The organism is Nocardia bhagyanarayanae (assembly GCF_006716565.1).
Lineage (GTDB): Bacteria > Actinomycetota > Actinomycetes > Mycobacteriales > Mycobacteriaceae > Nocardia > Nocardia bhagyanarayanae.
Window position 1 is genome coordinate 30,854 of record NZ_VFPG01000001.1, and the last position, 21,419, is coordinate 52,272.

Consider the following 21,419-nt stretch of genomic DNA (forward strand, 5'->3'; position numbering starts at 1 on the left):
CGGTGACTACTTTCCGGCGATCTTCTTCGCGGCCGCCTCGACGTCGTCGAGACCACCGCAGGAGTTGAACGCCTGCTCCGGGTAGTGGTCGAACTCGCCCTTGCAGACACGGTCGAAGTCGTCGATGGTCTGCTCCAGCGGCACGACCGAACCCACCTGGCCGGTGAACTTCTCGGCCACGATGAAGTTCTGGCCGAGGAACTTCTCCAGACGACGGGCGCGACCGACGAGGACCTTGTCCTCTTCGGAGAGCTCGTCCATACCGAGGATGGCGATGATGTCCTGCAGCTCCTTGTACTTCTGCAGGATCCGCTTCACCTCGTTGGCAACGGCGAAGTGCCGATCGCCGACGATCGAGGCCTCCAAGATGCGGGAGGTCGAGGTCAGCGGGTCGACGGCCGGGTAGATGCCCTTCTGCGAGATCGGGCGGGAGAGCTCGGTCGTCGCGTCGAGGTGGGCGAAGGTGGTCGCCGGGGCCGGGTCGGTGTAGTCGTCGGCGGGCACGTAGATGGCCTGCAGCGAGGTGATGGACCGACCACGGGTCGAGGTGATGCGCTCCTGCAGCTCACCCATCTCGTCGGCCAGCGTGGGCTGGTAACCGACGGCGGAGGGCATACGGCCGAGCAGGGTCGACACCTCGGAACCGGCCTGGGTGAACCGGAAGATGTTGTCGATGAACAGCAGCACGTCCTGGTGCTGCACGTCGCGGAAGTACTCGGCCATGGTGAGGGCCGAGAGGGCGACGCGCATACGGGTGCCCGGCGGCTCGTCCATCTGGCCGAAGACGAGGGCGGTGTCCTGGAGGACGCCCATCTCTTCCATCTCCAGGCGGAGGTCGGTGCCCTCGCGGGTGCGCTCACCGACGCCCGCGAACACGGAGGTGCCGGAGAACTCCCGCGCGATACGGGTGATCATCTCCTGGATCAGAACGGTCTTGCCGACACCGGCGCCACCGAACAGACCGATCTTGCCGCCCTTCACGTAGGGGGTCAGCAGGTCGATGACCTTGATGCCGGTCTCGAGGATCTCGGTCTTGCCCTCGAGCTGGTCGAAGCTCGGCGGCTTGCGGTGGATGCCCCACTGCTCGCCGTCGCGGCCGGTACCCGGCGCGTCGAGGCAGTCGCCGAGGGCGTTGAAGACGTGGCCCTTGACGACGTCACCGACGGGCACCGAGATCGGCTTGCCGGTGTCGGTGACGGTCGCGCCGCGGACCAGGCCGTCGGTCGGCTGCATCGAGATGGTGCGCACGATGTTGTCGCCGAGGTGCTGAGCGACCTCGAGGGTCAGGGTCTTGGCCACCGACGCCAGCGCGATGTCGGCGTTCAGAGCGTTGAACAGCTCGGGGATGGCGCCACGCGGGAACTCGACGTCCACGACGGGGCCGATGACCCGGACGACGCGGCCTGCGGCGGCGCCGGTCCGGCTCGTGTTGTCTTGAGTGACAGCTGCGGTCATTTGGATTGGTTCTCTTCCTGCGCTTCTAGTCGCGGTCCGAGCTCGACGCCAGCGCGTTCACGCCGCCGACGATTTCGCTGATTTCCTGCGTGATCTGGGCCTGACGCACCGAGTTCGCCTCGCGCTGAAGAACACTCGCGAGTTCGTTGGCGTTGTCGGTGGCCGCCTTCATTGCGGTGCGCCGAGCCGCGGACTCGGATGCCGCTGCCTCGAGCAACGACGCGTAGATACGCGTGTTCACGTACTTCGGCAGCAGCGCCGCCAGCAGTACATCGGCGTCGGGCTCGAATTCGTACTGCGCCTGCGGTTCGGCGGTGGGCGAATCGGAGAACGAGTCCGCGCCCATGTCGAAGTTCTCGTCGACGAAGCTGACCTGGATCGGCGCCAGGCGGCGCACCTCCGGGGTCTGCGTCAACATCGACACGAACCGCGTGTACACGATGTGCAGCTCGTCGACGCCCTCGATGTCGCCGGTGCCGTGCGGATGCGGCACCTGACCGTCGGAGCCCGCCATGAAGGCGTCCACCAGGTGGCCACAGGCCGCCGAGGCGTCGGTGTACTTCGGCTGCTGCGAGAAACCGGTCCACGCCGAGACCAGCGGGCGGTTGCGGAAGGTGTAGTACGTGAGGCCCTTGTTGCCCATCACGTACAGCACCGGCTCCTTGCCCTCGCCGCGCAGGGTGGTCATCAGCTCTTCGGCGCGCTTGAGCACGTTGGAGTTGTAACCACCGCACATGCCACTGTCACTGGTGATCACCAGGACGGCGGCGCGACGCGGGTTGGCGCGCTCGGTCAGCAGCGGGTGCGCCAGGTTCTTCGACGCGCTCGCGAGCTCGGCGAGAACCTTGGTGATCTCTTCCGCGTACGGCTTGGCGGCCGCCACCCGGGCCTGGGCCTTGGAGATTCGCGAGGTCGCGATCAGCTCTTGGGCCTTGGTGATCTTCTTGATCGAATTCACACCACGAATGCGGGAGCGCAATTCACGCAAGCTTGCCACGGTTCACACTCCCTTCATTCGCCAGATTCCAATAGCGCATTGCTCGCCCGATTACTTCTCGACGTGCTTGCGGGTGACCGACAGCGACTCGACCTCTTCGTGGTCGAGCTCGCCGGCCTCCGCCTCGTTCACCACACGGCTGCCGTCGGAGGCGAGGAAGCCCTGCTTGAACTTGTCGGTGGCCGCCTTGATGGCGTCGCCGTTCTCGGCGTCGAGGACCTTGCCGCCCTCGATCGACTTGAACGCGTCGGCCGCGCTGCGGTGCAGGTCCTCCAGCAGCTCCGCGTTGAAGCGGCGGATGTCGGCGACCGGAACCGAGTCGTAGTAGCCGGCGTCGACCAGGTAGATCGAGACGATCTGGTCCTCGACCGCGACCGGGGAGTACTGGTCCTGCTTGAGCAGCTCCACCCAGCGGGCGCCACGCTCGAGCTGCGCCAGCGAGGCGGCGTCGAGGTCGGACGCGAAGGCGGAGAACGCCTCCAGCTCGCGGTACTGCGCCATTTCCAGACGCAGCGAACCGGCGACCTTCTTCATGCCCTTGGTCTGGGCGGCGCCACCGACGCGGGAGACCGAGGTACCGACGTTGATCGCCGGGCGGACACCCTTGTTGAACAGGTCGGACTCGAGGAAGACCTGGCCGTCGGTGATGGAGATGACGTTGGTCGGAATGAACGCCGAGACGTCGTTGGCCTTGGTCTCGATGATCGGCAGACCGGTCATCGAGCCGGCGCCCATCTCGTCGGAGAGCTTGGCGCAGCGCTCGAGCAGACGCGAGTGCAGGTAGAAGACGTCACCCGGGTACGCCTCGCGGCCCGGCGGGCGACGCAGCAGCAGCGAGATGGCGCGGTAGGCCTCGGCCTGCTTGGTCAGGTCGTCGAACACGATCAGGACGTGCTTGCCCTGGTACATCCAGTGCTGGCCGATGGCCGAGCCGGTGTAGGGGGCCAGCCACTTGAAGCCGGCGGAGTCGGAGGCCGGGGCCGCGACGATGGTGGTGTACTCCATCGCGCCGTGCTCCTCCAGCGCGGCCTTCACGCCCGCGATGGTGGAACCCTTCTGGCCGATGGCGACGTAGATGCAGCGCATCTGCTTGGTGGGGTCGCCGGACTCCCAGTTGGCCTTCTGATTCAGGATCGCGTCGATGCAGACGGCGGTCTTGCCGGTCTTGCGGTCGCCGATGATCAGCTGACGCTGGCCGCGGCCGATCGCGGTCAGCGCGTCGATGGCGGTGATGCCGGTGGCCATCGGCTCCTCGACCGGCTGGCGCTCCAGCACGGTCGCGGCCTGCAGCTCCAGCACGCGGCGCTCTTCGGACTCGATCTCGCCGAGGCCGTCGATCGGCTGGCCGAGCGGGTTCACCACGCGGCCGAGGAACTTGTCGCCGACCGGCACCGAGAGCACGTCACCGGTGCGGCGGACCTGCTGACCCTCTTCGATCTCGGCGAACTCGCCGAGGATGACCGCACCGATCTCGCGGTCCTCGAGGTTCAGCGCCACGCCGAGCACGCCGCCCGGGAACTCGAGCAGCTCGTTGGCCATAGCCGAGGGCAGGCCGCTGACGTGCGCGATGCCGTCGCTGGTGTCGGTGACGACACCGACTTCTTCGATGGACGTCTGGGGGGTGTAGCTCTGGGTGTAGCTCTCGATCGCGCTACGGATCTCGTCGGAGGAGATCGTCAGCTCCGCCATGTTCTTCCTGCTCTCGCTGTAAGGGTCTCGAATGTCGGTGGTTGGCGCCGGTGCCGGGGCCGGCAGAGCCGGACTACGCCAGCTCGCGGCGCAGCCGCTCCAGTCGGCCGGTGGCGCTGCCGTCGATCACGTCGTCGCCGACGCGCACGACCAGCCCGCTCAGCAGGCTCGGATCGACCTCGATGTGCACCGTGATCGGCTTGCCGTAGATGCGCTGCAGGGAGGCGGCGAGCCGCTCCCGCTGCTGCGGCGTCAGGGCGATCGCGGCACGCACGTGCGCGACGATCTGGTCACGCCGGGCGGCGGCCAGGTCGGACAACTCGTCGAAGGCCGGGCCGAGGCCGGTCCGCTGCCGGGCCACCGCCTGCTCCGCGAGGGTCACGGTGATGGTCTCGGCCTTGCCGGACAGCAGCCCGGCGATCAGCTCGCGCTTGGCCGAACCCGGCTTCCCGCGATCGGACAGCGCCTGCTCCAGCTCGGGGTTGTCGGCGATGATCCGGCCGAGCCGGAACAGCTCGTCCTCGACCGCCTCGAGCCTGCCGCTGTCCGCGGCCGACTCCAGCAGGGCCTCCTGGCCGAGCAGCACCAGCGTGTCGACCAGGTCGGAGGTGCGCGACCAGTCCTGGGCCACCGCGGTGGTCAGCACCGCCAGGGTGGCGGGGCTGACCTTGCCGCCGAAGACCCGCTCGCTCAGCTCGGCGCGCACCGAACCGGGCACCGACACGTCCGCGAGCGCAACACGCAGCGAACGCTGGTCGTCCAGCACGGCGACAGCGGCGAACAGTTCCGAGCCCGTCGTGGCGGCAACACTGTCGCTTCCGGTCAGAGCGGCCCGAAGCGCCTCCCGGGACCGGGAGCTGGCCTCGCGGCTCGCTGCGTACATGCTTCTCACTTTCGCGTCGTTACCTTCCGACCCCGATGCCGGCGTCGGTCTCGTCGAGCTCACTGAGGAACTTCTCGATCGAGGCCGCCTGCTTGGCTTCGTCCGAAACCGACTGACCGATGATCTTCTCGGCCAGGTCGACGGCCGTGCGACCGACTTCGGAGCGCAGTTCGGTGAGGATCTGCTGGCGCTGGGCTTCCAGCTGGGCGTGGCCCGCGGCCACGATGCGGTCGCTTTCGGCCTGGGCCTCCGAGCGCATCTGCGCAAGGATCTGCTGGCCCTGGGTGCGCGCGTCCTCACGGATGCGCGCGGCCTCGAGGCGGGCGTCCGCCAGCTGCTGCTGGTACTGCTGCAGCGTCTGCTGGGCTTCTTCCTGCGCGGCCTCGGCCTTGGCGATACCGCCTTCGATCTTGTCGGCACGCTCGTCCAGCACCTTGATCAGGCGCGGGATGACGTACTTGTAGAACAGCACCGCGATGATCGCGACGCAGACCACCGACCAGACGATGTCGTACGTTTCGGGGACGAGAGGATTCACATCCTCTCCGCCCTCCGCTGCGAGTACTGCGAACTCGTACATCGGAATCAGAAGATGAAGCCGGCGACGAGGCCGATCAGGGCCAGCGCCTCGGTGAACGCGATACCGAGGAACATGTTGGTACGGATCGTGCCCTGCAGCTCGGGCTGACGGGCGATACCCTCGATCGCCTTACCGACGACGATGCCGACGCCGATGCCCGGGCCGATGGCGGCCAGGCCGTAGCCGACGGCGCCGAGGCCCTTCAGCGTCGACTCGTTGGCAGCTTCCTGGGCCAGGTACGAGAGGCTCATGAGTCTTCTTTCCCTTTCTGTTGCTCACCCGCCGGGCGGCGCGGTGTAGCAGGTCTCCGGTGATTGGTAGTGCGGTCAGTGAGAATCGGCGTGCTCGGCGAGGCCGATGTACACGGCGGTCAGCAGCGCGAACACGTAGGCCTGCAGGAAGATGACCAGCATCTCGAACAGGGTGAACCCGAGTCCCGCGAGCAGCGAGAACGGCGAGAACACCTTCATCCACGCGGCCGCGTCGAACAGGAAGAACCAGGTCGCGCTGAAGAACAGCACCAGCATGATGTGGCCGGCCAGCATGTTCGCCATGAGTCGGACGGTCAGCGTGAACGGGCGCAGAATGAAGGTCGAGACGAACTCGATCGGAATCAGCAGGACGTGCAGGGCGGGCGGCACGTTCGGCACCACGATGCTGCTGCGCATGTAGGTGAAGAAGCCGAACTTCTTGATGCCCACGTAGTTGAACGCGATGTAGGCGACCGCCGCGAGCACGATCGGCATACCGATTCGGGCGTTCGAGGAGATGTTCAAGCCCGGGACGATGCCGGAGAAGTTCAGAAAGAGGACCGTGAAGAAGATCGTCGCGATCAGCGGGAAGAACTTGCGGCCGGTTTCCTTACCGAGCACCTCTTCCGCAATCTGCTCCTTGACGAAGACCAGTCCGATTTCGGCGACATTCTGTAGGCCGCGCGGAATGATTCGGGGACTCCGGAAGGCCAGCAGCATGACGGCGACGAGCACGGCGGTCATGATCAGCCGGACCAGCATCAAACGATCGAGTTCGAACGGCGTTCCCTCGAACAGCAAAGCTGGAGGGAAGAAGTCGGTTAGCGACGGCGCGTGGAACTCACCCGCCGCCAAAGTGGTGACGCTCAGCGTTCTCTCCCGTGTTCGGGCCGCGGGTACGGTCATTCCCGCGGTTCGATCGGACATTGACGATCAATTTGGTCGACTCAGGTCGGCTCGAAATTCGTCAGCAGCTGCGCGGCAATCCCGCTCGGGCGGCGTCTGTACGTGTGTCGGCGACATCGTCGACATGCAGAACCGGAACCCTCGGAGCCCGGCACGGCAGTAAGCATAGCGGTACTCGGAGGGATCGTGGAGATCCCCCCTCGCTTGGTCACTTGCTTACCAACACTTTACCAAGTTATCTACGACGCTGTGTAGGGGGGTGAAGTCATTCCTGTCCGGAAGCGGGTTCGGAGTCCCCGGCGGTGGTCGAGACATACGGAACCTTCTGTCGCAGAACGCCGTACGTCTCCGCGCCGAGCACGATGACCAGGGCGCCGATGACGGTCAGGAACAGCGCCACCCGGTTGTAGAAATCGAACTGGTTGAGCACCGCGACCGCGATGAGCACCAGCAGCACCTTGCCGACCCAGCTGGCCAGCATGACCAGGCCCGCGGTGCTCGGCGGCAGCTTCGCGCCGAAGAGCACGACCGCGGCCGTGGTGAGGATGAAGACGCCGCCGATGGCCGCGCCGAGCAGCGCGCCCCACAGGCCGGGCAGCCCGGCGACGGCGGTCGCGATCGCGGCGCTCAGGACCACCAGGACCGCCAGCCCGATCAGGCCGTAGCGCAGCGCCGACTTCAGCGGCGCGTCGGGACCGGGAATCGGGTTCGGAGTGAAGCTCACGGCTACCGACTTTACTCAGACGCCTGCTGCTCGGCCGCCGCCTCCCCGCGCCGCAGCCCCGGAACGGCGGTCACGACGAGGGCGAAGACCAGTCCCCCCGCCATCAGCAGCACCACGATTCGACGGTCCATCAACGAGGTCCCGACGGCGCCGAATGCGAGTACGCCGACCCACAAATAGATCAGCAGCACGACGCGTCGATGGGAATGGCCGATCTGCAGCAAACGGTGATGCAAGTGCATTTTGTCCGGCGTGGAGAAACTCACACCGGCGCGCACCCTGCGCACGATCGCCAGCAGCAGATCGAGCACCGGAATGAACATCACGGCGCCGACCAACAGCAGCGGCGAAAGCAGACCGACGATGTCGCGCGGACCATAGCCTTGCAGCGGAATTCGACCCGAGGCGCCGGTCGACACCGAGGCCAGCATCAAGCCGATCAGCATCGAACCCGAGTCGCCCATGAATATCCGGGCGGGCTGGAAATTGTGCGGCAGAAATCCCGCGCAGGCGCCGGCGAGCGCGGCGGCGAGCAGCGCGGGCGGATAGGTGTTCACGTCCCCGCCCTGCTCGTAGAGCAACCCCACGGAGAACACGAAAACGGCCGCCGCGCAGATGAAGCCGAGTCCGGCCGCCAGACCGTCCAGGCCGTCGACGAAGTTCATCGCGTTGATCAGCGTCACCGTGACCGCCACGGTCACCAGACCGCCCTGCAGCGCGTCCAGCACCACGGTGGAATTGTTGAACGGGTCGTAGATGACGTACCAGCTCAGTCCCATCACGGCCATCACGCCGCCCGCGGTCACCTGGCCCGCGAATTTGGTGAGCGCGTCCAGCCCCCAGCGGTCGTCGACGATGCCGACGAGCACGATGATGGTCGCCGCGACCAGCACCGCGGGAATGTCGACCGCGTAATCGAAACCGCGGCGCAGCGCGGGCAACTGGTGCGCGAAGAGCACCGCGGCGACCACGCCGATGTACATGCCGACGCCGCCCATCCGCGGGATCGGCTTGACGTGCACGTCACGCTCGCGCGGCACCGCGACCGCGCCGAACGAGATCGCGAGCAGCCGGATGCCGCCGGTGGCGAGGAAGGTCACGGTGGCCGAGATCAACAGGACGAGCAGGAGCTCGCGCAGCGGAACGACCGAACCGGAGCCGGAAATCATGCGACCTTTCTCCCGCTCACCGCGCGGGGGTGATGGTCAGTTCGTCCGGCGACATGCCGAGCACCTCGGCGATCTCGGCCACCGGCACCGCGCCCTCGCGCAGCACGCGCGGCTGGTCCGCGGTGAGATCCACGATGGTGGAGGCGACCGCGTGCGCGGCGGGACCGCCGTCGAGGTACACGCCGACCAGGCTGCCGAGCTGTTCGCGGGCCTCCGCGGCGGTCTTGGCCGGCGGCTGGCCGGAGACGTTGGCGCTGGACACCGCCAGCGGGCCCACCTCGCGCAGCAGATCCAGCGCCACCGGGTGCAGCGGCATCCGCAGCATCACCGTGCCGCGCGTGTCACCGAGATCCCACGCCAACGAAGGCGCTTGCTGCACAACAAGACTCAGACCACCCGGCCAGAACGCGCGGATCAGCTCGCGCGCCTGCGGGCGCACCGAGAAGACCAGTCCGTCGATCGTGTGCCACGAACCGACCAGCACCGGCACCGGCATGTCCCTGCCGCGGCGCTTGGCCGCGAGCAGCTCGCTCACCGCGGTGGAATCGAAGGCGTCGGCCGCCAAGCCGTACAACGTGTCTGTGGGCATCACCACCAGTCGCCCGGACTTCAGGGCGCTGGTCGCTGCGGACAGTCCGGCGGCGCGCGAATCGGGATCCGCGCAGTCGTAGACGGTACTCACGGCCCCCATCCTGGCACATGGTGCTGGTGGGGCGTCAGGTGCGGGTGGCGACTACGAAACGGGGTTTGCCTGCGAGGTCCGGGTGTTCGACGACGTCGGCGAAATCTCCGGTCTCGGTGAGGAGAGCGGCAAGGGCGGAGCCGTTGCTGTCGTCGTGCTCGATGGCGGTCGCGCCGCCCGGACGCAGCAGGCGGGCGATGTTGGGCGCCATCTTCCGGATGACGTCCAATCCGTCCGGCCCGCCGAACAGCGCCAAGTGCGGATCGTGGTCGGCGACCTCGGGGTCGAGCACCGCGCCCTCGGGGATGTAGGGCGGGTTGGACAGCAGCAGGTCGACCTTCCCGTTCAGCTCGGTGAGCAGGTTCGGATCGGTGACGTCGTCGGCGTACAGGGTGATCGGGGTGTCGCCGTCGGCGATGCGGTCGTCGGCGTTGCGGCGGGCCCATCGCAGGGCGGCCGGGTCGATCTCGATGGCGTGCACCTGGGCGTCGGGCCGCGCGTGCGCGACAGCGAGCGCGAGCGCGCCCGAACCGGTGCAGAAATCGACGACGATCGGCTGGTGATCGTGCGGCAGCGTCTCCAGATAGGCAAGCGCCCAAGCGAAGAGCAATTCCGTCTCCGGTCGCGGCACGAAAACGCCCGGCCCGACCGCGAGATCGATCTGTCCCATCGCGGCGACGCCGGTCAGGTGCTGCAACGGAATGCGCTGGGCACGCCGGTCCACCAGGGCGCGGTAGTCCTCGACGAGCACGGGATCGACCAGCGGAACCAAGGCCAATCGAGTCCGCTCGACCCCGAGCAGATGCGCGGCCAGCTGCTCGGCGTCCGCACGCGGACTCGGCACGCCCGCGGCCTGCAATCGCTCGACGGCTTCGTTGATCACCGAACGCAGAGACACTCGACCCACCACCCCACTCTCGCCGATTTCCGTCGCGCCCATTGTTCATTCCCGGAATCGAGGCCGCGCGCATCCATGCGGACCTCGGCTATTCGGCCGCCATGCGGGCCTCGCGGTCGGCCTTGCCGAGTGCGTCGAGGAGCGCGTCGAGGTCGCCGTCCAGCACGGAGTCGAGATTGTGGGCCTTGAAGCCGATGCGGTGATCGGTGATCCGGTTCTCCGGGAAGTTGTAGGTCCGGATGCGCTCCGAACGGTCCACCGTGCGGATCTGGCTGGCGCGACCGGCCGCGGCCTCCTGCTCGGCCTGCTCCTCGGCCAGCGCTTGCAAGCGCGCCGCGAGGACCTGCATGGCGCGGGCCTTGTTCTGCAACTGCGAGCGTTCGTTCTGGCAGGTCACGACGATGCCGGAGGGCAGGTGGGTGATGCGGACGGCGGAGTCGGTGGTGTTGACGCCCTGGCCACCCTTGCCGGACGAGCGGTAGACGTCGACGCGCAGATCGGATTCGTCGATCTGCACCTCCTCGACCTCGTCGGGTTCGGGGTAGATGAGCACGCCCGCGGCCGAGGTGTGGATGCGGCCCTGCGATTCGGTCACCGGAACGCGCTGCACGCGGTGCACGCCGCCCTCGAACTTGAATCGCGACCACACGCCGTCGCGCACCGCGTCACGGCTCTTGATGGACAGCGTCGCGTCCTTGTATCCGCCGAGGTCGGAGATGGTGGCGCCGAGTACTTCCACCTTCCAGCCGTGCCGCTCGGCGTAGCGGATGTACATGCGGGCGAGATCGGCGGCGAACAGCGCCGACTCCTCGCCGCCCTCGCCGGACTTCACCTCGAGCACCACGTCGTCGCCGTCGTGCGGGTCGCGCGGGGCGAGCAGGTCGGCGAGCGCCTGCTCCAGCTCCTCCACCTGACGCCGCAGATCCGGGATCTCGGCGGCGAAGGCCGGATCGTCGTCGGCCAGTTCCTGCGCGGCGGCCAGATCGTCCTGCGCGCTCTTCAGCTTGTTGTAGGTGGCCATGATCGGGGCGAGCTCGGCGAACCGCTTGCCGACGCGGCGCGCGGCGCCCGGATCGTTGTGCAGCGCCGGATCGGCCAGCTGCGTTTCCAGTCCCGCGTGCTCGGCCAGGATGTCGTCGATCGCGGACGGCTGCGTCATGATGCTTCCTTCTCTCGGTTCCCGGCCTGCGCCGGGTCGGCATTTCTCGTCATCCGGCGCGTACCGCCGCACCGGGCCAACAAATGCGCCGACGCCCGGCCTGCAGTGCAGAACCGGGCGTCGGCGAGGAAGCTACTTGGCGTCGGCCTTCTTGCCCGCGCGCTTGCCGTAGCGAGCCTCGAAGCGGGCCACGCGGCCACCGGTGTCCAGGATCTTCTGCTTGCCGGTGTAGAACGGGTGGCACTGCGAGCAGACCTCGACGGTGATGTGTCCCGACTCCTTGGTGCTGCGAGTCTGGAAGGTGTTGCCGCAACCACAGACCACCGTGGTGTCGACATACGTCGGGTGGATTCCTGCCTTCATGGATGGTGTCCTCTCGATAGTGGTCGCCGGGTCGCCACGGCGGGCGTGAACCGGAACCGCTGGTTCCAAACTCTGCGTCGCAGAGGTCGGCGGGATTGTCTGCGGGACGCAGACGCACAGCGGTCCAGTATGCCAGAACCGCTACTACGCACTCAAAACACACCGGGCAACCATTTTGTTCCCTGCTTCGTGTATCTAAGGCGACCCCCCGCAAACACAGCACCCCAGAAAGTGAGGGCACGCGGTTTCTCCACCCCTACGGAACCCTGGAGTCGAGTAGTCCGCTACTCGGGAAGGCGAACAGCACTGTTCATAGAGTTCGTAGGTGCCGAGTTCCCCCTGCGCATCGGCGTGCCGAGACAGAAAGGAGAACGCTATGAACAGCCGAATCGCCCTCGCGGTGTTCGTCCTGTTGATTCTCACTGTCGCGGTGGGCTGGTTTGCGATCCCCGAGACCACACCGTCCGCGGCCTACACGACCGCCGACACGGCCGCGCACTACGAGCGCTCCACCGAGGCGGACGACGACGACGTGTCGGTGTCCGCGACGACGATGCTGCTCGCCTGCATGATCACCGGCGCGGCCGCCATCGGCCTGATCTTCTTCCGCCCGTACACGCCGAAGGGGCTCCGCGATAGCGAAGCCCCTTCGGTGGCATGGCAACTCGTACCGTTACTCGTCGAGCGCGCCCGGCGCGGTCTTGCTGACCTGCATCAGGAACTCGAGGTTGTTCTTGGACTTCTTCAGGCGGTCGATCAGCAGGTCGATCGCCTGGTGCGAGTCCAGGCCGGAAAGCACGCGGCGCAGCTTGTGCAGCACCGCCGCTTCGTCTGGGCTCAGCAGTAGCTCGTCCTTGCGGGTACCGGACGGGTTGACGTCCACCGCCGGGAACACGCGCCGTTCCGCGATCTTGCGGTCCAGCTTGAGCTCGGCGTTACCGGTGCCCTTGAACTCCTCGAAGATCACCGTGTCACCGGTCGAGCCGGTCTCCACCATGGCGGTGGCGATGATCGTCAGCGAGCCGCCGTTCTCGATGTTGCGCGCCGCGCCGAGGAACCGCTTGGGCGGGTACAGCGCGGTCGAGTCGACACCACCGGAGAGGATGCGGCCCGAGGCGGGCGAGGAGTTGTTGTACGCGCGGCCCAATCGGGTGATCGAGTCCAGCAGCACCACAACGTCTTTGCCCATTTCGACGAGTCGCTTGGCGCGCTCGATGGCCAGCTCGGCGACCGAGGTGTGATCGCTCGGCGGACGGTCGAAAGTCGAGGCGATGACCTCGCCCTTCACCGAACGCTGCATGTCGGTGACCTCTTCGGGACGCTCGTCGACCAGGACAACCATCAGGTAGCACTCGGGGTTGTTGGTCGCGATCGCGTTCGCGATGTCCTGCATGATCGTGGTCTTACCGGCCTTCGGCGGGGACACGATCAGCGCGCGCTGGCCCTTGCCGATCGGCATGATCAGGTCGATCACGCGGGTCGTCAGCTTGTTGGGCTGAGTCTCCAGGCGTAGGCGCTGGTTCGGGTACAGCGGGGTCAGCTTGCTGAACTCGGGGCGCCGCTTGGCCGCCTCGACATCGCCGCCGTTGACGGTGTCCAGCCGCACCAGCGGATCGAACTTCTGCCGCTGGTTGGCCTGCTCGCCGTCGCGCGGAGCCCGCACGGCGCCGGTGATCGCGTCGCCGCGGCGCAGGCCGTTCTTGCGGACCAGGTTCATCGAGACGTAGACGTCGTTCGGTCCGGCCAGGTAACCCGAGGTGCGGACGAACGCGTAGTTGTCCAGCACGTCGAGGATGCCCGCGACCGGCTGTAGGACGTCGTCCTCGCGGATCTCGAGCTCGCGGCTCTCACCGCCGCCGGTCTCGCGGTCGCGCCCACGACGACGCTCACGGAACCGGCGACCACGGCGACCGCGGCCGCCTTCCTCGTCGTCGCCACCGCGACCGCCCTCGCCACGACCACCGTCGCCGCGACCGCCCTGGGCACGCTGCTCACCGTTCTGACCGCGCTCACCCTGACCGCGCTCACCTTGGCCACGCTCGCCTTGGCCACGCTCGCCCTGGCCACGCTCGCGGCGCCGTTCGCCCTGCTCGGCTTCCGGCTTCTGCTCGTCACCACGCGCCTCGGCGGTCTCGCCGCCGCCGGAACGCGCCTGGTCACGGCCGCGACGCTGCCGGCCACGGCCGCGCTGACCACCTTCGCGGCCGGACTCTTCGCTGGTCTCGGCGGCGGGGGCGGAATCGGTCTGCGGCGCCTCGGTCTGCGCGGACTTCGAAGGAGCGGGATCGGCGGGAGCCTCGGGCGCGGGCGCGGCGGCCTTCTCGGCGGGCGCGGCTTCCTTCGCCTTGGCCTCCTTGGCCGGGGCCTTCTCCTTCGCCGGCGCGGGCGTCACGTCGAGGGCCGCCTGCTCGGCCTTCTCGCCGCGCGCGGGCTTCTCCGACTTGGCGGGCTTACCGGCCTGGTTCTCCTTGATGGCGGCGATCAGATCACCCTTGCGCATACCGGAGGTGCCTCGGATACCGAGCTCCCCCGCCAGCGCGCGCAACTGCGGCAACAACATTCCAGTCAGCCCCGATCGTGCGACGTCGGTTTGTTCGCTCATCTTCGAAATCTGTCCGGATTCACTTTCGCGGCCGCCCGAGGAACTTGGGTTGGATTCCACCCCGGGTGTCGCGAGCAGGTCCGTATCTGTCACGGAAATCCTTTCCTTCCCTCGACCGCCGTGTGCTGTTTCGAGGGTTCGTCCCGCAGTCCGGGCACTCTGCCGGACTCGGTATTGCCGTATCGCCTGCCCCGCCGGACCGGAGGCTTCGCCACCGGTTGTGAAAGGTGGGAGAGATCATTCCAGTTGCGCAGCTACGCAGTACCCCCATGGCCTGGAGGCTCGAGCCTGGAGCCTGCTGGAGCGATTGCCCTGATGAAGCACCGGCGTCTGATGCGCACGATGTACGGACTTGCCCAGGATAGCTGGCAACTGTGAACCTCGGCAAGACAGACGCGCCGTCAGTCGACCTGGACGCCCTCGGCGAGTCCTGGCTCGACCACCCGGAGGCCGTCGGCGGCCGCGAGTTCGCGGAGTTCCGCTGGGAATTCGCTGGTACCGAGGGCCAGCACGGTCGGACCCGCGCCCGAGACGGTCGCCGGAATGCCTGCCGCGCGCAACCGCTCGATCCACGCCGTGGTGAGCGGTAGCGCGGGAGCACGCTGGCCCTGATGCAGCCGGTCGGCCGTAGCGGGCATGAGCAGGTCAGGGCGCTGGGTCAGCGCGACGACGGCCAGCGCGGCCCTGCTGACGTTGAAGGCGGCGTCGCCGTGCGGCACCGTCTCCGGAAGCAGGCCCCTGGTGTGCGCGGTGGACGAGCGGACCTCGGGAATCAACACCACCGGGCGCAGCGACGGGTGCGGATCGAGCCGGACGGCACGGTAGACCCGGCCGTGTTCGGGGATGTCCGCGCTCGCCTCGGTCGCGTCGGCGGCGGTCTCGGTCCAGGACACCACGATCCCGCCGAGCACGCTGGCCGCCGCGTTGTCCGGGTGGCCTTCGAATTCCGAGGCCAGCTGCACCAATCGCGCGGTGTCGACGGCGAGCTCGGGATCCAGCTTCGCGGCGAGCGCGCAGCCCGCGGCCAGGCCGCCGACCACCGCGGAGGCCGAGGAGCCGAGACCGCGCGAGTGCGGAATCACGTTGCGGCACACCACATCGAGGCCGTCGGCCCACACACCGACGGACTCCAGGCCGCGCTCGATGGCACGCACGACGAGATGCGAAGGGCCCCACGGGACGTCGTCGGCGCCCTCGCCCTCGACCCGGATCGTCAAACCGGAATCGGTGGTGCGCACCTCGATCTCGTCGTAGATGCCCAAAGCCATACCGAGCGAGTCGAATCCGGGCCCGAGGTTGGCGCTCGACGCGGGCACCCGCGCCGTCACGGAGAGTCCGGCGGGCAGGGTCCGCGACATCAACTGGCTTTCGCGTGAACTCAACTCAGGCCAGCTCGAGTCGGGCGGCGACCGCGACGGGGTCGACCGCGATCGGCTGCACCTGCGGCATGCCGAGCAGCGCGGTGTCGGGGTCCTTGAGACCGTTGCCGGTGACGGTGCAGACCACCGTCAGGCCTGCGTCCAGCCAGCCTTCCTCGCGGGCCGCGAGCACGCCCGCGACGCTGGCCGCGGACGCGGGCTCGACGAAGACGCCTTCCTTGGCCGCTACCAGGCGGTACGCCGCGAGGATCTCCTCGTCGGTTGCCGCGCGGAACGCGCCGCCGGACTGCTCCTTGGCCTCCACCGCGCCGTTCCAGGAGGCGGGGGCGCCGATCCGGATGGCGGTGGCGATGGTCTCCGGGTCCTTCACCGGAGCGCCGTTGACCAGCGGGGCCGCACCGGCGGCCTGCACGCCGAGCATGCGGGGCAGGCCGTTGGTGATGCCATCGGCGTAGTACTCGCGGTAACCGCGCCAGTACGCGGTGATGTTGCCCGCGTTGCCCACCGGGAGCGCGTGCACGTCCGGCGCCTTGCCGAGCACGTCGCAGATCTCGAACGAGGCGGTCTTCTGGCCTTCGATGCGCGCCGGGTTCACCGAGTTCACCAGGCCGACGGCCGGGAAGTCGGCGGTGACCTTGCGTGCCAGCTCGAGGCAGTCGTCGAAGTTGCCCTCGACCTGGATGATCTGCGCGCCGAGCATGACGGCCTGGGCCAGCTTGCCCATCGCGATCTTGCCCTGGGGGATCAGCACCGCGCAGCTCATGCCCGCCCTGGTGGCGTATGCCGCGGCCGACGCCGAGGTGTTGCCGGTGGACGCGCAGAGCACCGCCTTCTGGCCGCGATACTTGGCGTCGGTCATGGCCATGGTCATGCCACGGTCCTTGAACGAGCCGGTCGGGTTGGCGCCCTCGACCTTGAGGTACACCTCGCAGCCGGTCAGCTCGGACAGGTACGGCGCGGGCACCAGCGGGGTGCCGCCCTCGAACAGCGTGACCGGCTCCCAGTCGGCCGCACCCGCGAGCCGATCACGGTAGGCCGCGATCAGACCCGGCCAGCGGGAGTGCACTCCTGCCTGCGGGGCGACGCCTGTCGTACTCATTCCTCGGTGCCTTCCAATCTCAAAACGCTGGTCACTGATGTGACGGACGCCATCTCCGCCAAGGCCGACACGGTGTCCGCGAGCGCCGACTCCACCGCGTGGTGGGTCACCACGACCAGGCGCGCACCCTCGCCGTGCCCTTCCTGACGGACGGTCGAAATGCTCACCCCGTGCTTGGCGAATTCGCCCGCAACCTTGGCCAGGACGCCTGGGACGTCTTCGACCTGCAGGTTCACGTGGTAGCGGGTGGGCGTATCGCCGATCGGCGCGATCGGTAGCTCAGCATAAACCGATTCGCCCGGCGCACGGCCACCGAAGAACTTGTTGCGTGCGGCCATCACCAGGTCGCCGAGCACCGCGGAGGCGGTCGGAGCACCGCCCGCGCCCTGCCCGTAGAACATCAGCCTGCCCGCGTTCTCCGCCTCGACGACCACGGCGTTGAACGCGCCGCTGACCGCCGCCAGCGGGTGCTTGCGCGGGATCAGCGCCGGGTAGACCCGCACCGAGACGCGCTCCTTGCCGCCCTCGGCCAGGCTCGGCTCGCCGGGCCCCGCGTCGACGCGCTCGCAGATCGCCAGCAGCTTGACCGTGCAGTTCACCGCGGACGCGGTCTCCAGGTCCTCCGCGGTGATCTTGGAGATGCCCTCGCGGTACACATCGGCCGCGGTCACGCGGGTGTGGAAGGCCAGCGACGCCAGGATCGCGGCCTTGGCCGCCGCGTCGTAGCCCTCGACATCGGCGGTCGGGTCGGCCTCCGCGTAGCCGAGGCGGGTGGCCTCGGCGAGGGTCGCGGAGTAGTCCGCGCCGGTCTCGTCCATGGCCGAGAGGATGAAGTTCGTGGTGCCGTTCACGATGCCGACCACGCGGTTCACCCGGTCGCCGGACAGCGACTGGATCAGCGGGCGCACCACCGGGATGGCGCCCGCGACGGCGGCCTCGAAGTACAGGTCGGCGCGGTTGCGCTCGGCGGCCGCGGCGAGTTCGCCGGTGTAGTCGGCCAGCAGCGCCTTGTTGGCCGTCACCACGGATTTGCCCGCGTTCAGTGCGGCCAGGATCAGGCGGCGCGCGGGATCGATGCCGCCGATGACCTCGACGACCAAGTCGACGTCCGGGCGGTCGACCAGCGCGTCCGCGTCGGTGGTCAGCAGTTCGGCGGGCAGACCGCGATCCTTGTCCAGGCTGCGCACCGCGACGCCGCGCAGCACGACGGGTGCGCCGACACGCGAGCGCAGGTCGTCGGCGTGCTCGCGCAGAATCCGCACGACCTCGGTGCCGACATTGCCCATGCCGAGTACCGCGACGCCGATCGGGCGATCGGTCCCCCAGGTACCGTTCTTGGCCACTTCGGTCATGCCTCAACCTCCAGACTCAACAGATCCGCCACCGTTTCCCGGCGCAGCACCAGTCGCGGCTGACCGTCGCGGACGGCGACGACCGCCGGACGGGTCAACTGGTTGTATCGACTGGACATCGAATAGCAATACGCTCCGGTCGCGGCCACCGCCACCAGATCGCCGGGGCCGACGTCGGCTGGCATCCAGGTGTCGCGGATGACGATATCGCCACTCTCGCAATGCTTTCCGACGACGCGCGCGACAACCGGCTGCGCGTCCGAGGAGCGCGAGACCAAGCGGCAATCGTAGTCGGCCTGATAGAGCGCGGGACGGATGTTGTCGCTCATGCCGCCGTCGACGCTCACGTAGCGGCGGCGCAGGCCGGCGTCCAGCGAGACGTCCTTGGTGGTGCCGACCTCGTAGAGGGTGACGGTGCCGGGTCCGGCGATGGCGCGACCGGGCTCGACCGCGATGGTCGGCTCGGGCAGACCCGCGCGGGCCGCCTCCTCGGCGACCAGGCGGCGCAGGTTCGCCGCGAACTCGCCGAGCGGCGGCGGGTCGTCGTTCGGCAAGTACGAAATACCCAGTCCGCCACCGAGATCCAGCGTCGAGATCTGGGCGGTGCGCTCCACGCCGAACTTGTCGATGGCCTCGCGCAGCAGGCCGAGCATGCGGCGTGCGGCGATCTCGAAACCGTCGATCTCGAAGATCTGCGAGCCGATGTGCGAGTGCAGGCCGACGAGCCGCAGGTTGCCGGCCTCGAAGACCCGGGCGAGCGCTTCCATGGCGTCGCCGCCCGCGATCGAGAAGCCGAACTTCTGGTCCTCGTGCGCGGTCGAAATGTATTCGTGGGTATGGGCTTCCACGCCGACGGTGACGCGGACCAACACGTCCTGCACTACACCGGCGCGCCCGGCGACGGCCTCGAGCCGGTCGATCTCGATCAGCGAGTCGACGACCACGTGGCCGACACCGGCCTGCACCGCGGCCTCCAGCTCGGTGACGGATTTGTTGTTGCCGTGCAACGCGATTCGCTCGGCGGGGAAGCCGGCGTGCAGCGCGATGGCGAGCTCGCCGCCGGAGCAGACGTCCAGCGAGAGACCCTCGTCGCGGATCCAGCGGGCGATCTCGCCGCAGAGGAAAGCCTTGGACGCGTAGTGCACCCTGGCATTGGGACCGAAGGCCTGCACCATGTCGCGGCAGCGGGAACGGAAGTCGTCCTCGTCCACCACGAACAGCGGGGTGCCGAACTGCGCGGCGAGGTCGTGCACCGGCACACCGGCCAGCCGCACCACACCGTCGGCGTCGCGAGAGGCGTTGCGCGGCCAGACGTTCGCGGGCAGATCGATCATCTGCTTCGGGTCGGTGGGGCGTTCCGGCAGATTCGGGGCATGCGGAATCTCCGCGTGCCGTGGCCCGGCGGGGTGCGCGCTCATAGTTGTTCCTTCCTTACCGCACGCGCCGAGCACGTGGACAGATACGAATTCACGAGTCGCCCGCGCACTACATACGCTCCGGTGCGCTGACGCCGAGCAGGCCGAGACCGTTGGCAAGCACCTGGCGGGTGGCCTTCACCAGCTCGAGGCGGGCGGACTTGAGCGGCGTGACCGGCTCGTCGCCCTTGGGCAGTACCCGCATGTCGTCGTCGGACTGGAACGGGTGGTAGGCGCCCGCGAGCTCCTCCAGGTAGCGGACTACCCGGTGCGGCTCCCGGTTCTCCGCCGCCGTCGCGACCACCCGGGGGTACTCGCCGAGGGTACGGATCAGCTCGCCCTCACGGTCGGAGGTCATCAAGGCGAAATCCGGTGCGACGGAGGCGAAATCGAACGCGGCGGAGTTGTCGATGATGCGGCAGGAGCGGGCGTGCGCGTACTGCACGTAGTAGATCGGGTTCACGCTGTCCTGCTTGGTCCACAGATCCAGGTCGATATCGATGCTGGAGTTCACCGAGGACCGCACCAGCGAGTAGCGCGCGGCGTCGACGCCGATCGCCTCGACCAGGTCGTCGAGCGTGACCACGGTGCCCGCGCGCTTGCTCATCCGAACGGCCGCACCGTCTTTCACCAGATTCACCATCTGGCCGATCAGCACCTCGACGGTGTCCGGGTCGTCGCCGAACGCCGCGGCGGCGGCCTTGAGGCGGCCGATGTAACCGTGGTGGTCGGCGCCGAGCATGTAGATGCACAGGTCGAAGCCGCGGGCGCGCTTGTCGTGGAAGTAGGCGATGTCACCGGCGATGTAGGCGGACTTGCCGTCGCTCTTGATGACCACGCGGTCCTTGTCGTCGCCGTACTCGGAGCTGGCGATCCACCAGGCGCCGTCCTTCTCGTACAGCTTGCCGGAGGACTTCAGCTCCTCGACGGCCTTGTCCACCGCGCCGGAGGCGAACAGCGAGCTCTCGTTGAAGTAGACGTCGAAGTCGGTGCCGAACTCGTGCAGGGTCTGCTTGATGTGGGCGAACATCAGCTCGACGCCCTCGCGGCGGAACACCTCGTGACGCTCGTCCTCGGGCAGGTCGACGACGCCCGGGTTCTCGGCGACGATCCGCTCGGCGATCTCGCCGATGTAGGCGCCCGCGTACCCGTCCTCGGGGGTCGGCGCGCCGGTGGCGGCGGCGACCAGGGAGTTGGCGAACCGGTCGATCTGCGCGCCGTGGTCGTTGAAGTAGTACTCGCGGGTGACGTCGGCGCCCTGCGCGGCCAGGATGCGGCCGAGCGCGTCGCCGACCGAGGCCCAGCGGGTGCCGCCGAGGTGGATCGGGCCGGTCGGGTTCGCCGAGACGAACTCCAGGTTGATCCGGGTGCCCGCGAGCGTGTCGGCGGTGCCGTAGGTCACGCCCGCCGTGAGCACCTTCCGCACGATCGCGCCCTGCGCGGCGGCGGCGAGGCGGATGTTCAGGAAGCCGGGGCCCGCGACCTCCGCCGAGGAAACACCCTCGGTGGCGCTCAGCGCGTCGGCCAGCCAGGTGGCCAACTCGCGGGGATTCGTTCCGGCCTTCTTGGCCACCTGCATGGCCACATTCGTGGCATAGTCACCGTGTTCCGGATTACGGGGGCGCTCCACATTGACCTCGTCGGGCAGGACCGCAGGGTCCAGTCCACGTTCGACAAGCACCTTCGCCGCGGTGGAGCGAAGGAGATCTGCAAGGTCAGCTGGAGTCACGAGTCTCTATCCTATGGTCTGGGCAGGCGTACGCCGTCGGGCGGGCACTGCCCCGGATCCGTCCGCAACGAACTGCGACAGCGGTTC

19 protein-coding genes are annotated in these 21,419 nt (G+C 68.1%); all 19 read right to left on the reverse strand.

Annotated elements, in window-relative coordinates; genetic code table 11:
• Positions 1 to 6 precede the first annotated feature (6 nt).
• A complete protein-coding gene (gene atpD / locus FB390_RS00140; protein WP_141807121.1) occupies positions 7 to 1,455 on the reverse strand; it encodes a F0F1 ATP synthase subunit beta in 1,449 nt (482 codons plus the stop codon).
• A 25-nt stretch (positions 1,456 to 1,480) separates the two neighbouring features.
• On the reverse strand, positions 1,481 to 2,452 hold the full coding sequence (locus FB390_RS00145; RefSeq protein ID WP_067787583.1) for a F0F1 ATP synthase subunit gamma: 972 nt from the start codon (positions 2,450 to 2,452) through the stop codon (positions 1,481 to 1,483).
• A gap of 51 nt (positions 2,453 to 2,503) precedes the next feature.
• The gene (gene atpA / locus FB390_RS00150) at positions 2,504 to 4,141 is read right to left on the reverse strand and encodes a F0F1 ATP synthase subunit alpha (RefSeq protein WP_067787584.1); all 1,638 of its coding nucleotides are present in this window, start codon (positions 4,139 to 4,141) and stop codon (positions 2,504 to 2,506) included.
• Positions 4,142 to 4,214: 73 nt separating this feature from the next.
• On the reverse strand, positions 4,215 to 5,024 hold the full coding sequence (locus FB390_RS00155) for a F0F1 ATP synthase subunit delta (protein WP_141807122.1): 810 nt from the start codon (positions 5,022 to 5,024) through the stop codon (positions 4,215 to 4,217).
• Between the two features lie 19 nt (positions 5,025 to 5,043).
• On the reverse strand, positions 5,044 to 5,604 hold the full coding sequence (locus tag FB390_RS00160) for a F0F1 ATP synthase subunit B (RefSeq protein WP_141807123.1): 561 nt from the start codon (positions 5,602 to 5,604) through the stop codon (positions 5,044 to 5,046).
• Between the two features lie 5 nt (positions 5,605 to 5,609).
• On the reverse strand, positions 5,610 to 5,855 hold the full coding sequence (locus tag FB390_RS00165; protein ID WP_011207590.1) for an ATP synthase F0 subunit C: 246 nt from the start codon (positions 5,853 to 5,855) through the stop codon (positions 5,610 to 5,612).
• A 75-nt stretch (positions 5,856 to 5,930) separates the two neighbouring features.
• A complete protein-coding gene (gene atpB / locus FB390_RS00170) occupies positions 5,931 to 6,761 on the reverse strand; it encodes a F0F1 ATP synthase subunit A (RefSeq protein ID WP_141811456.1) in 831 nt (276 codons plus the stop codon).
• 265 nt (positions 6,762 to 7,026) lie between these two features.
• On the reverse strand, positions 7,027 to 7,485 hold the full coding sequence (locus FB390_RS00175; RefSeq protein ID WP_141807124.1) for a Cg1360 family ATP-synthase-associated protein: 459 nt from the start codon (positions 7,483 to 7,485) through the stop codon (positions 7,027 to 7,029).
• An 11-nt stretch (positions 7,486 to 7,496) separates the two neighbouring features.
• On the reverse strand, positions 7,497 to 8,654 hold the full coding sequence (locus FB390_RS00180; protein ID WP_067787593.1) for a glycosyltransferase family 4 protein: 1,158 nt from the start codon (positions 8,652 to 8,654) through the stop codon (positions 7,497 to 7,499).
• A gap of 16 nt (positions 8,655 to 8,670) precedes the next feature.
• On the reverse strand, positions 8,671 to 9,336 hold the full coding sequence (locus tag FB390_RS00185) for an L-threonylcarbamoyladenylate synthase (RefSeq protein ID WP_141807125.1): 666 nt from the start codon (positions 9,334 to 9,336) through the stop codon (positions 8,671 to 8,673).
• 34 nt (positions 9,337 to 9,370) lie between these two features.
• On the reverse strand, positions 9,371 to 10,243 hold the full coding sequence (gene prmC / locus FB390_RS00190; RefSeq protein ID WP_185756894.1) for a peptide chain release factor N(5)-glutamine methyltransferase: 873 nt from the start codon (positions 10,241 to 10,243) through the stop codon (positions 9,371 to 9,373).
• Between the two features lie 79 nt (positions 10,244 to 10,322).
• Positions 10,323 to 11,393 (reverse strand): peptide chain release factor 1, encoded by a 1,071-nt coding sequence (prfA, locus tag FB390_RS00195; protein WP_141807127.1) that lies wholly within the window; start codon positions 11,391 to 11,393, stop codon positions 10,323 to 10,325.
• A 132-nt stretch (positions 11,394 to 11,525) separates the two neighbouring features.
• Positions 11,526 to 11,756 (reverse strand): 50S ribosomal protein L31, encoded by a 231-nt coding sequence (gene rpmE, locus FB390_RS00200; protein WP_039796334.1) that lies wholly within the window; start codon positions 11,754 to 11,756, stop codon positions 11,526 to 11,528.
• A 673-nt stretch (positions 11,757 to 12,429) separates the two neighbouring features.
• On the reverse strand, positions 12,430 to 14,451 hold the full coding sequence (gene rho / locus FB390_RS00205) for a transcription termination factor Rho (RefSeq protein WP_425465832.1): 2,022 nt from the start codon (positions 14,449 to 14,451) through the stop codon (positions 12,430 to 12,432).
• Between the two features lie 308 nt (positions 14,452 to 14,759).
• Positions 14,760 to 15,716, reverse strand: coding sequence for a homoserine kinase (thrB, locus tag FB390_RS00210; protein ID WP_141811457.1), 957 nt, complete (start codon positions 15,714 to 15,716; stop codon positions 14,760 to 14,762).
• A gap of 25 nt (positions 15,717 to 15,741) precedes the next feature.
• Positions 15,742 to 16,836 (reverse strand): threonine synthase, encoded by a 1,095-nt coding sequence (thrC, locus tag FB390_RS00215; protein WP_141807129.1) that lies wholly within the window; start codon positions 16,834 to 16,836, stop codon positions 15,742 to 15,744.
• Complete coding sequence (locus tag FB390_RS00220; protein ID WP_097247159.1) at positions 16,833 to 18,188, reverse strand: homoserine dehydrogenase; 1,356 nt, start codon at positions 18,186 to 18,188, stop codon at positions 16,833 to 16,835. The genes thrC and FB390_RS00220 overlap by 4 nt, the downstream gene beginning before the upstream one ends.
• Positions 18,185 to 19,606 carry a diaminopimelate decarboxylase gene (gene lysA / locus FB390_RS00225; RefSeq protein WP_141807130.1) on the reverse strand — a complete coding sequence of 474 codons (1,422 nt, stop codon included), beginning with the start codon at positions 19,604 to 19,606 and terminating at the stop codon, positions 18,185 to 18,187. The genes FB390_RS00220 and lysA overlap by 4 nt, the downstream gene beginning before the upstream one ends.
• Positions 19,607 to 19,673: 67 nt before the next feature.
• Positions 19,674 to 21,332: an arginine--tRNA ligase gene (gene argS, locus FB390_RS00230; protein ID WP_141807131.1), complete on the reverse strand. Its 1,659-nt coding sequence runs from the start codon at positions 21,330 to 21,332 to the stop codon at positions 19,674 to 19,676.
• Positions 21,333 to 21,419 lie beyond the last annotated feature (87 nt).

Excerpts from the sequence above, each read along its gene's own strand:
- FB390_RS00160 (WP_141807123.1), bottom strand. The coding sequence starts at position 5,604 with ATGTACGAGTTCGCAGTACTCGCAGCGGAGGGCGGAGAGGATGTGAAT.
- prfA (WP_141807127.1), bottom strand. The coding sequence starts at position 11,393 with ATGACGCAGCCGTCCGCGATCGACGACATCCTGGCCGAGCACGCGGGA.
- lysA (WP_141807130.1), bottom strand. The coding sequence starts at position 19,606 with ATGAGCGCGCACCCCGCCGGGCCACGGCACGCGGAGATTCCGCATGCC.
- atpB (WP_141811456.1), bottom strand. The coding sequence starts at position 6,761 with ATGACCGTACCCGCGGCCCGAACACGGGAGAGAACGCTGAGCGTCACC.
- thrB (WP_141811457.1), bottom strand. The coding sequence starts at position 15,716 with ATGTCGCGGACCCTGCCCGCCGGACTCTCCGTGACGGCGCGGGTGCCC.
- rpmE (WP_039796334.1), bottom strand. The coding sequence starts at position 11,756 with ATGAAGGCAGGAATCCACCCGACGTATGTCGACACCACGGTGGTCTGT.
- FB390_RS00165 (WP_011207590.1), bottom strand. The coding sequence starts at position 5,855 with ATGAGCCTCTCGTACCTGGCCCAGGAAGCTGCCAACGAGTCGACGCTG.
- atpA (WP_067787584.1), bottom strand. The coding sequence starts at position 4,141 with ATGGCGGAGCTGACGATCTCCTCCGACGAGATCCGTAGCGCGATCGAG.
- thrC (WP_141807129.1), bottom strand. The coding sequence starts at position 16,836 with ATGAGTACGACAGGCGTCGCCCCGCAGGCAGGAGTGCACTCCCGCTGG.
- FB390_RS00155 (WP_141807122.1), bottom strand. The coding sequence starts at position 5,024 with ATGTACGCAGCGAGCCGCGAGGCCAGCTCCCGGTCCCGGGAGGCGCTT.
- atpD (WP_141807121.1), bottom strand. The coding sequence starts at position 1,455 with ATGACCGCAGCTGTCACTCAAGACAACACGAGCCGGACCGGCGCCGCC.
- FB390_RS00220 (WP_097247159.1), bottom strand. The coding sequence starts at position 18,188 with ATGACCGAAGTGGCCAAGAACGGTACCTGGGGGACCGATCGCCCGATC.
- FB390_RS00180 (WP_067787593.1), bottom strand. The coding sequence starts at position 8,654 with ATGATTTCCGGCTCCGGTTCGGTCGTTCCGCTGCGCGAGCTCCTGCTC.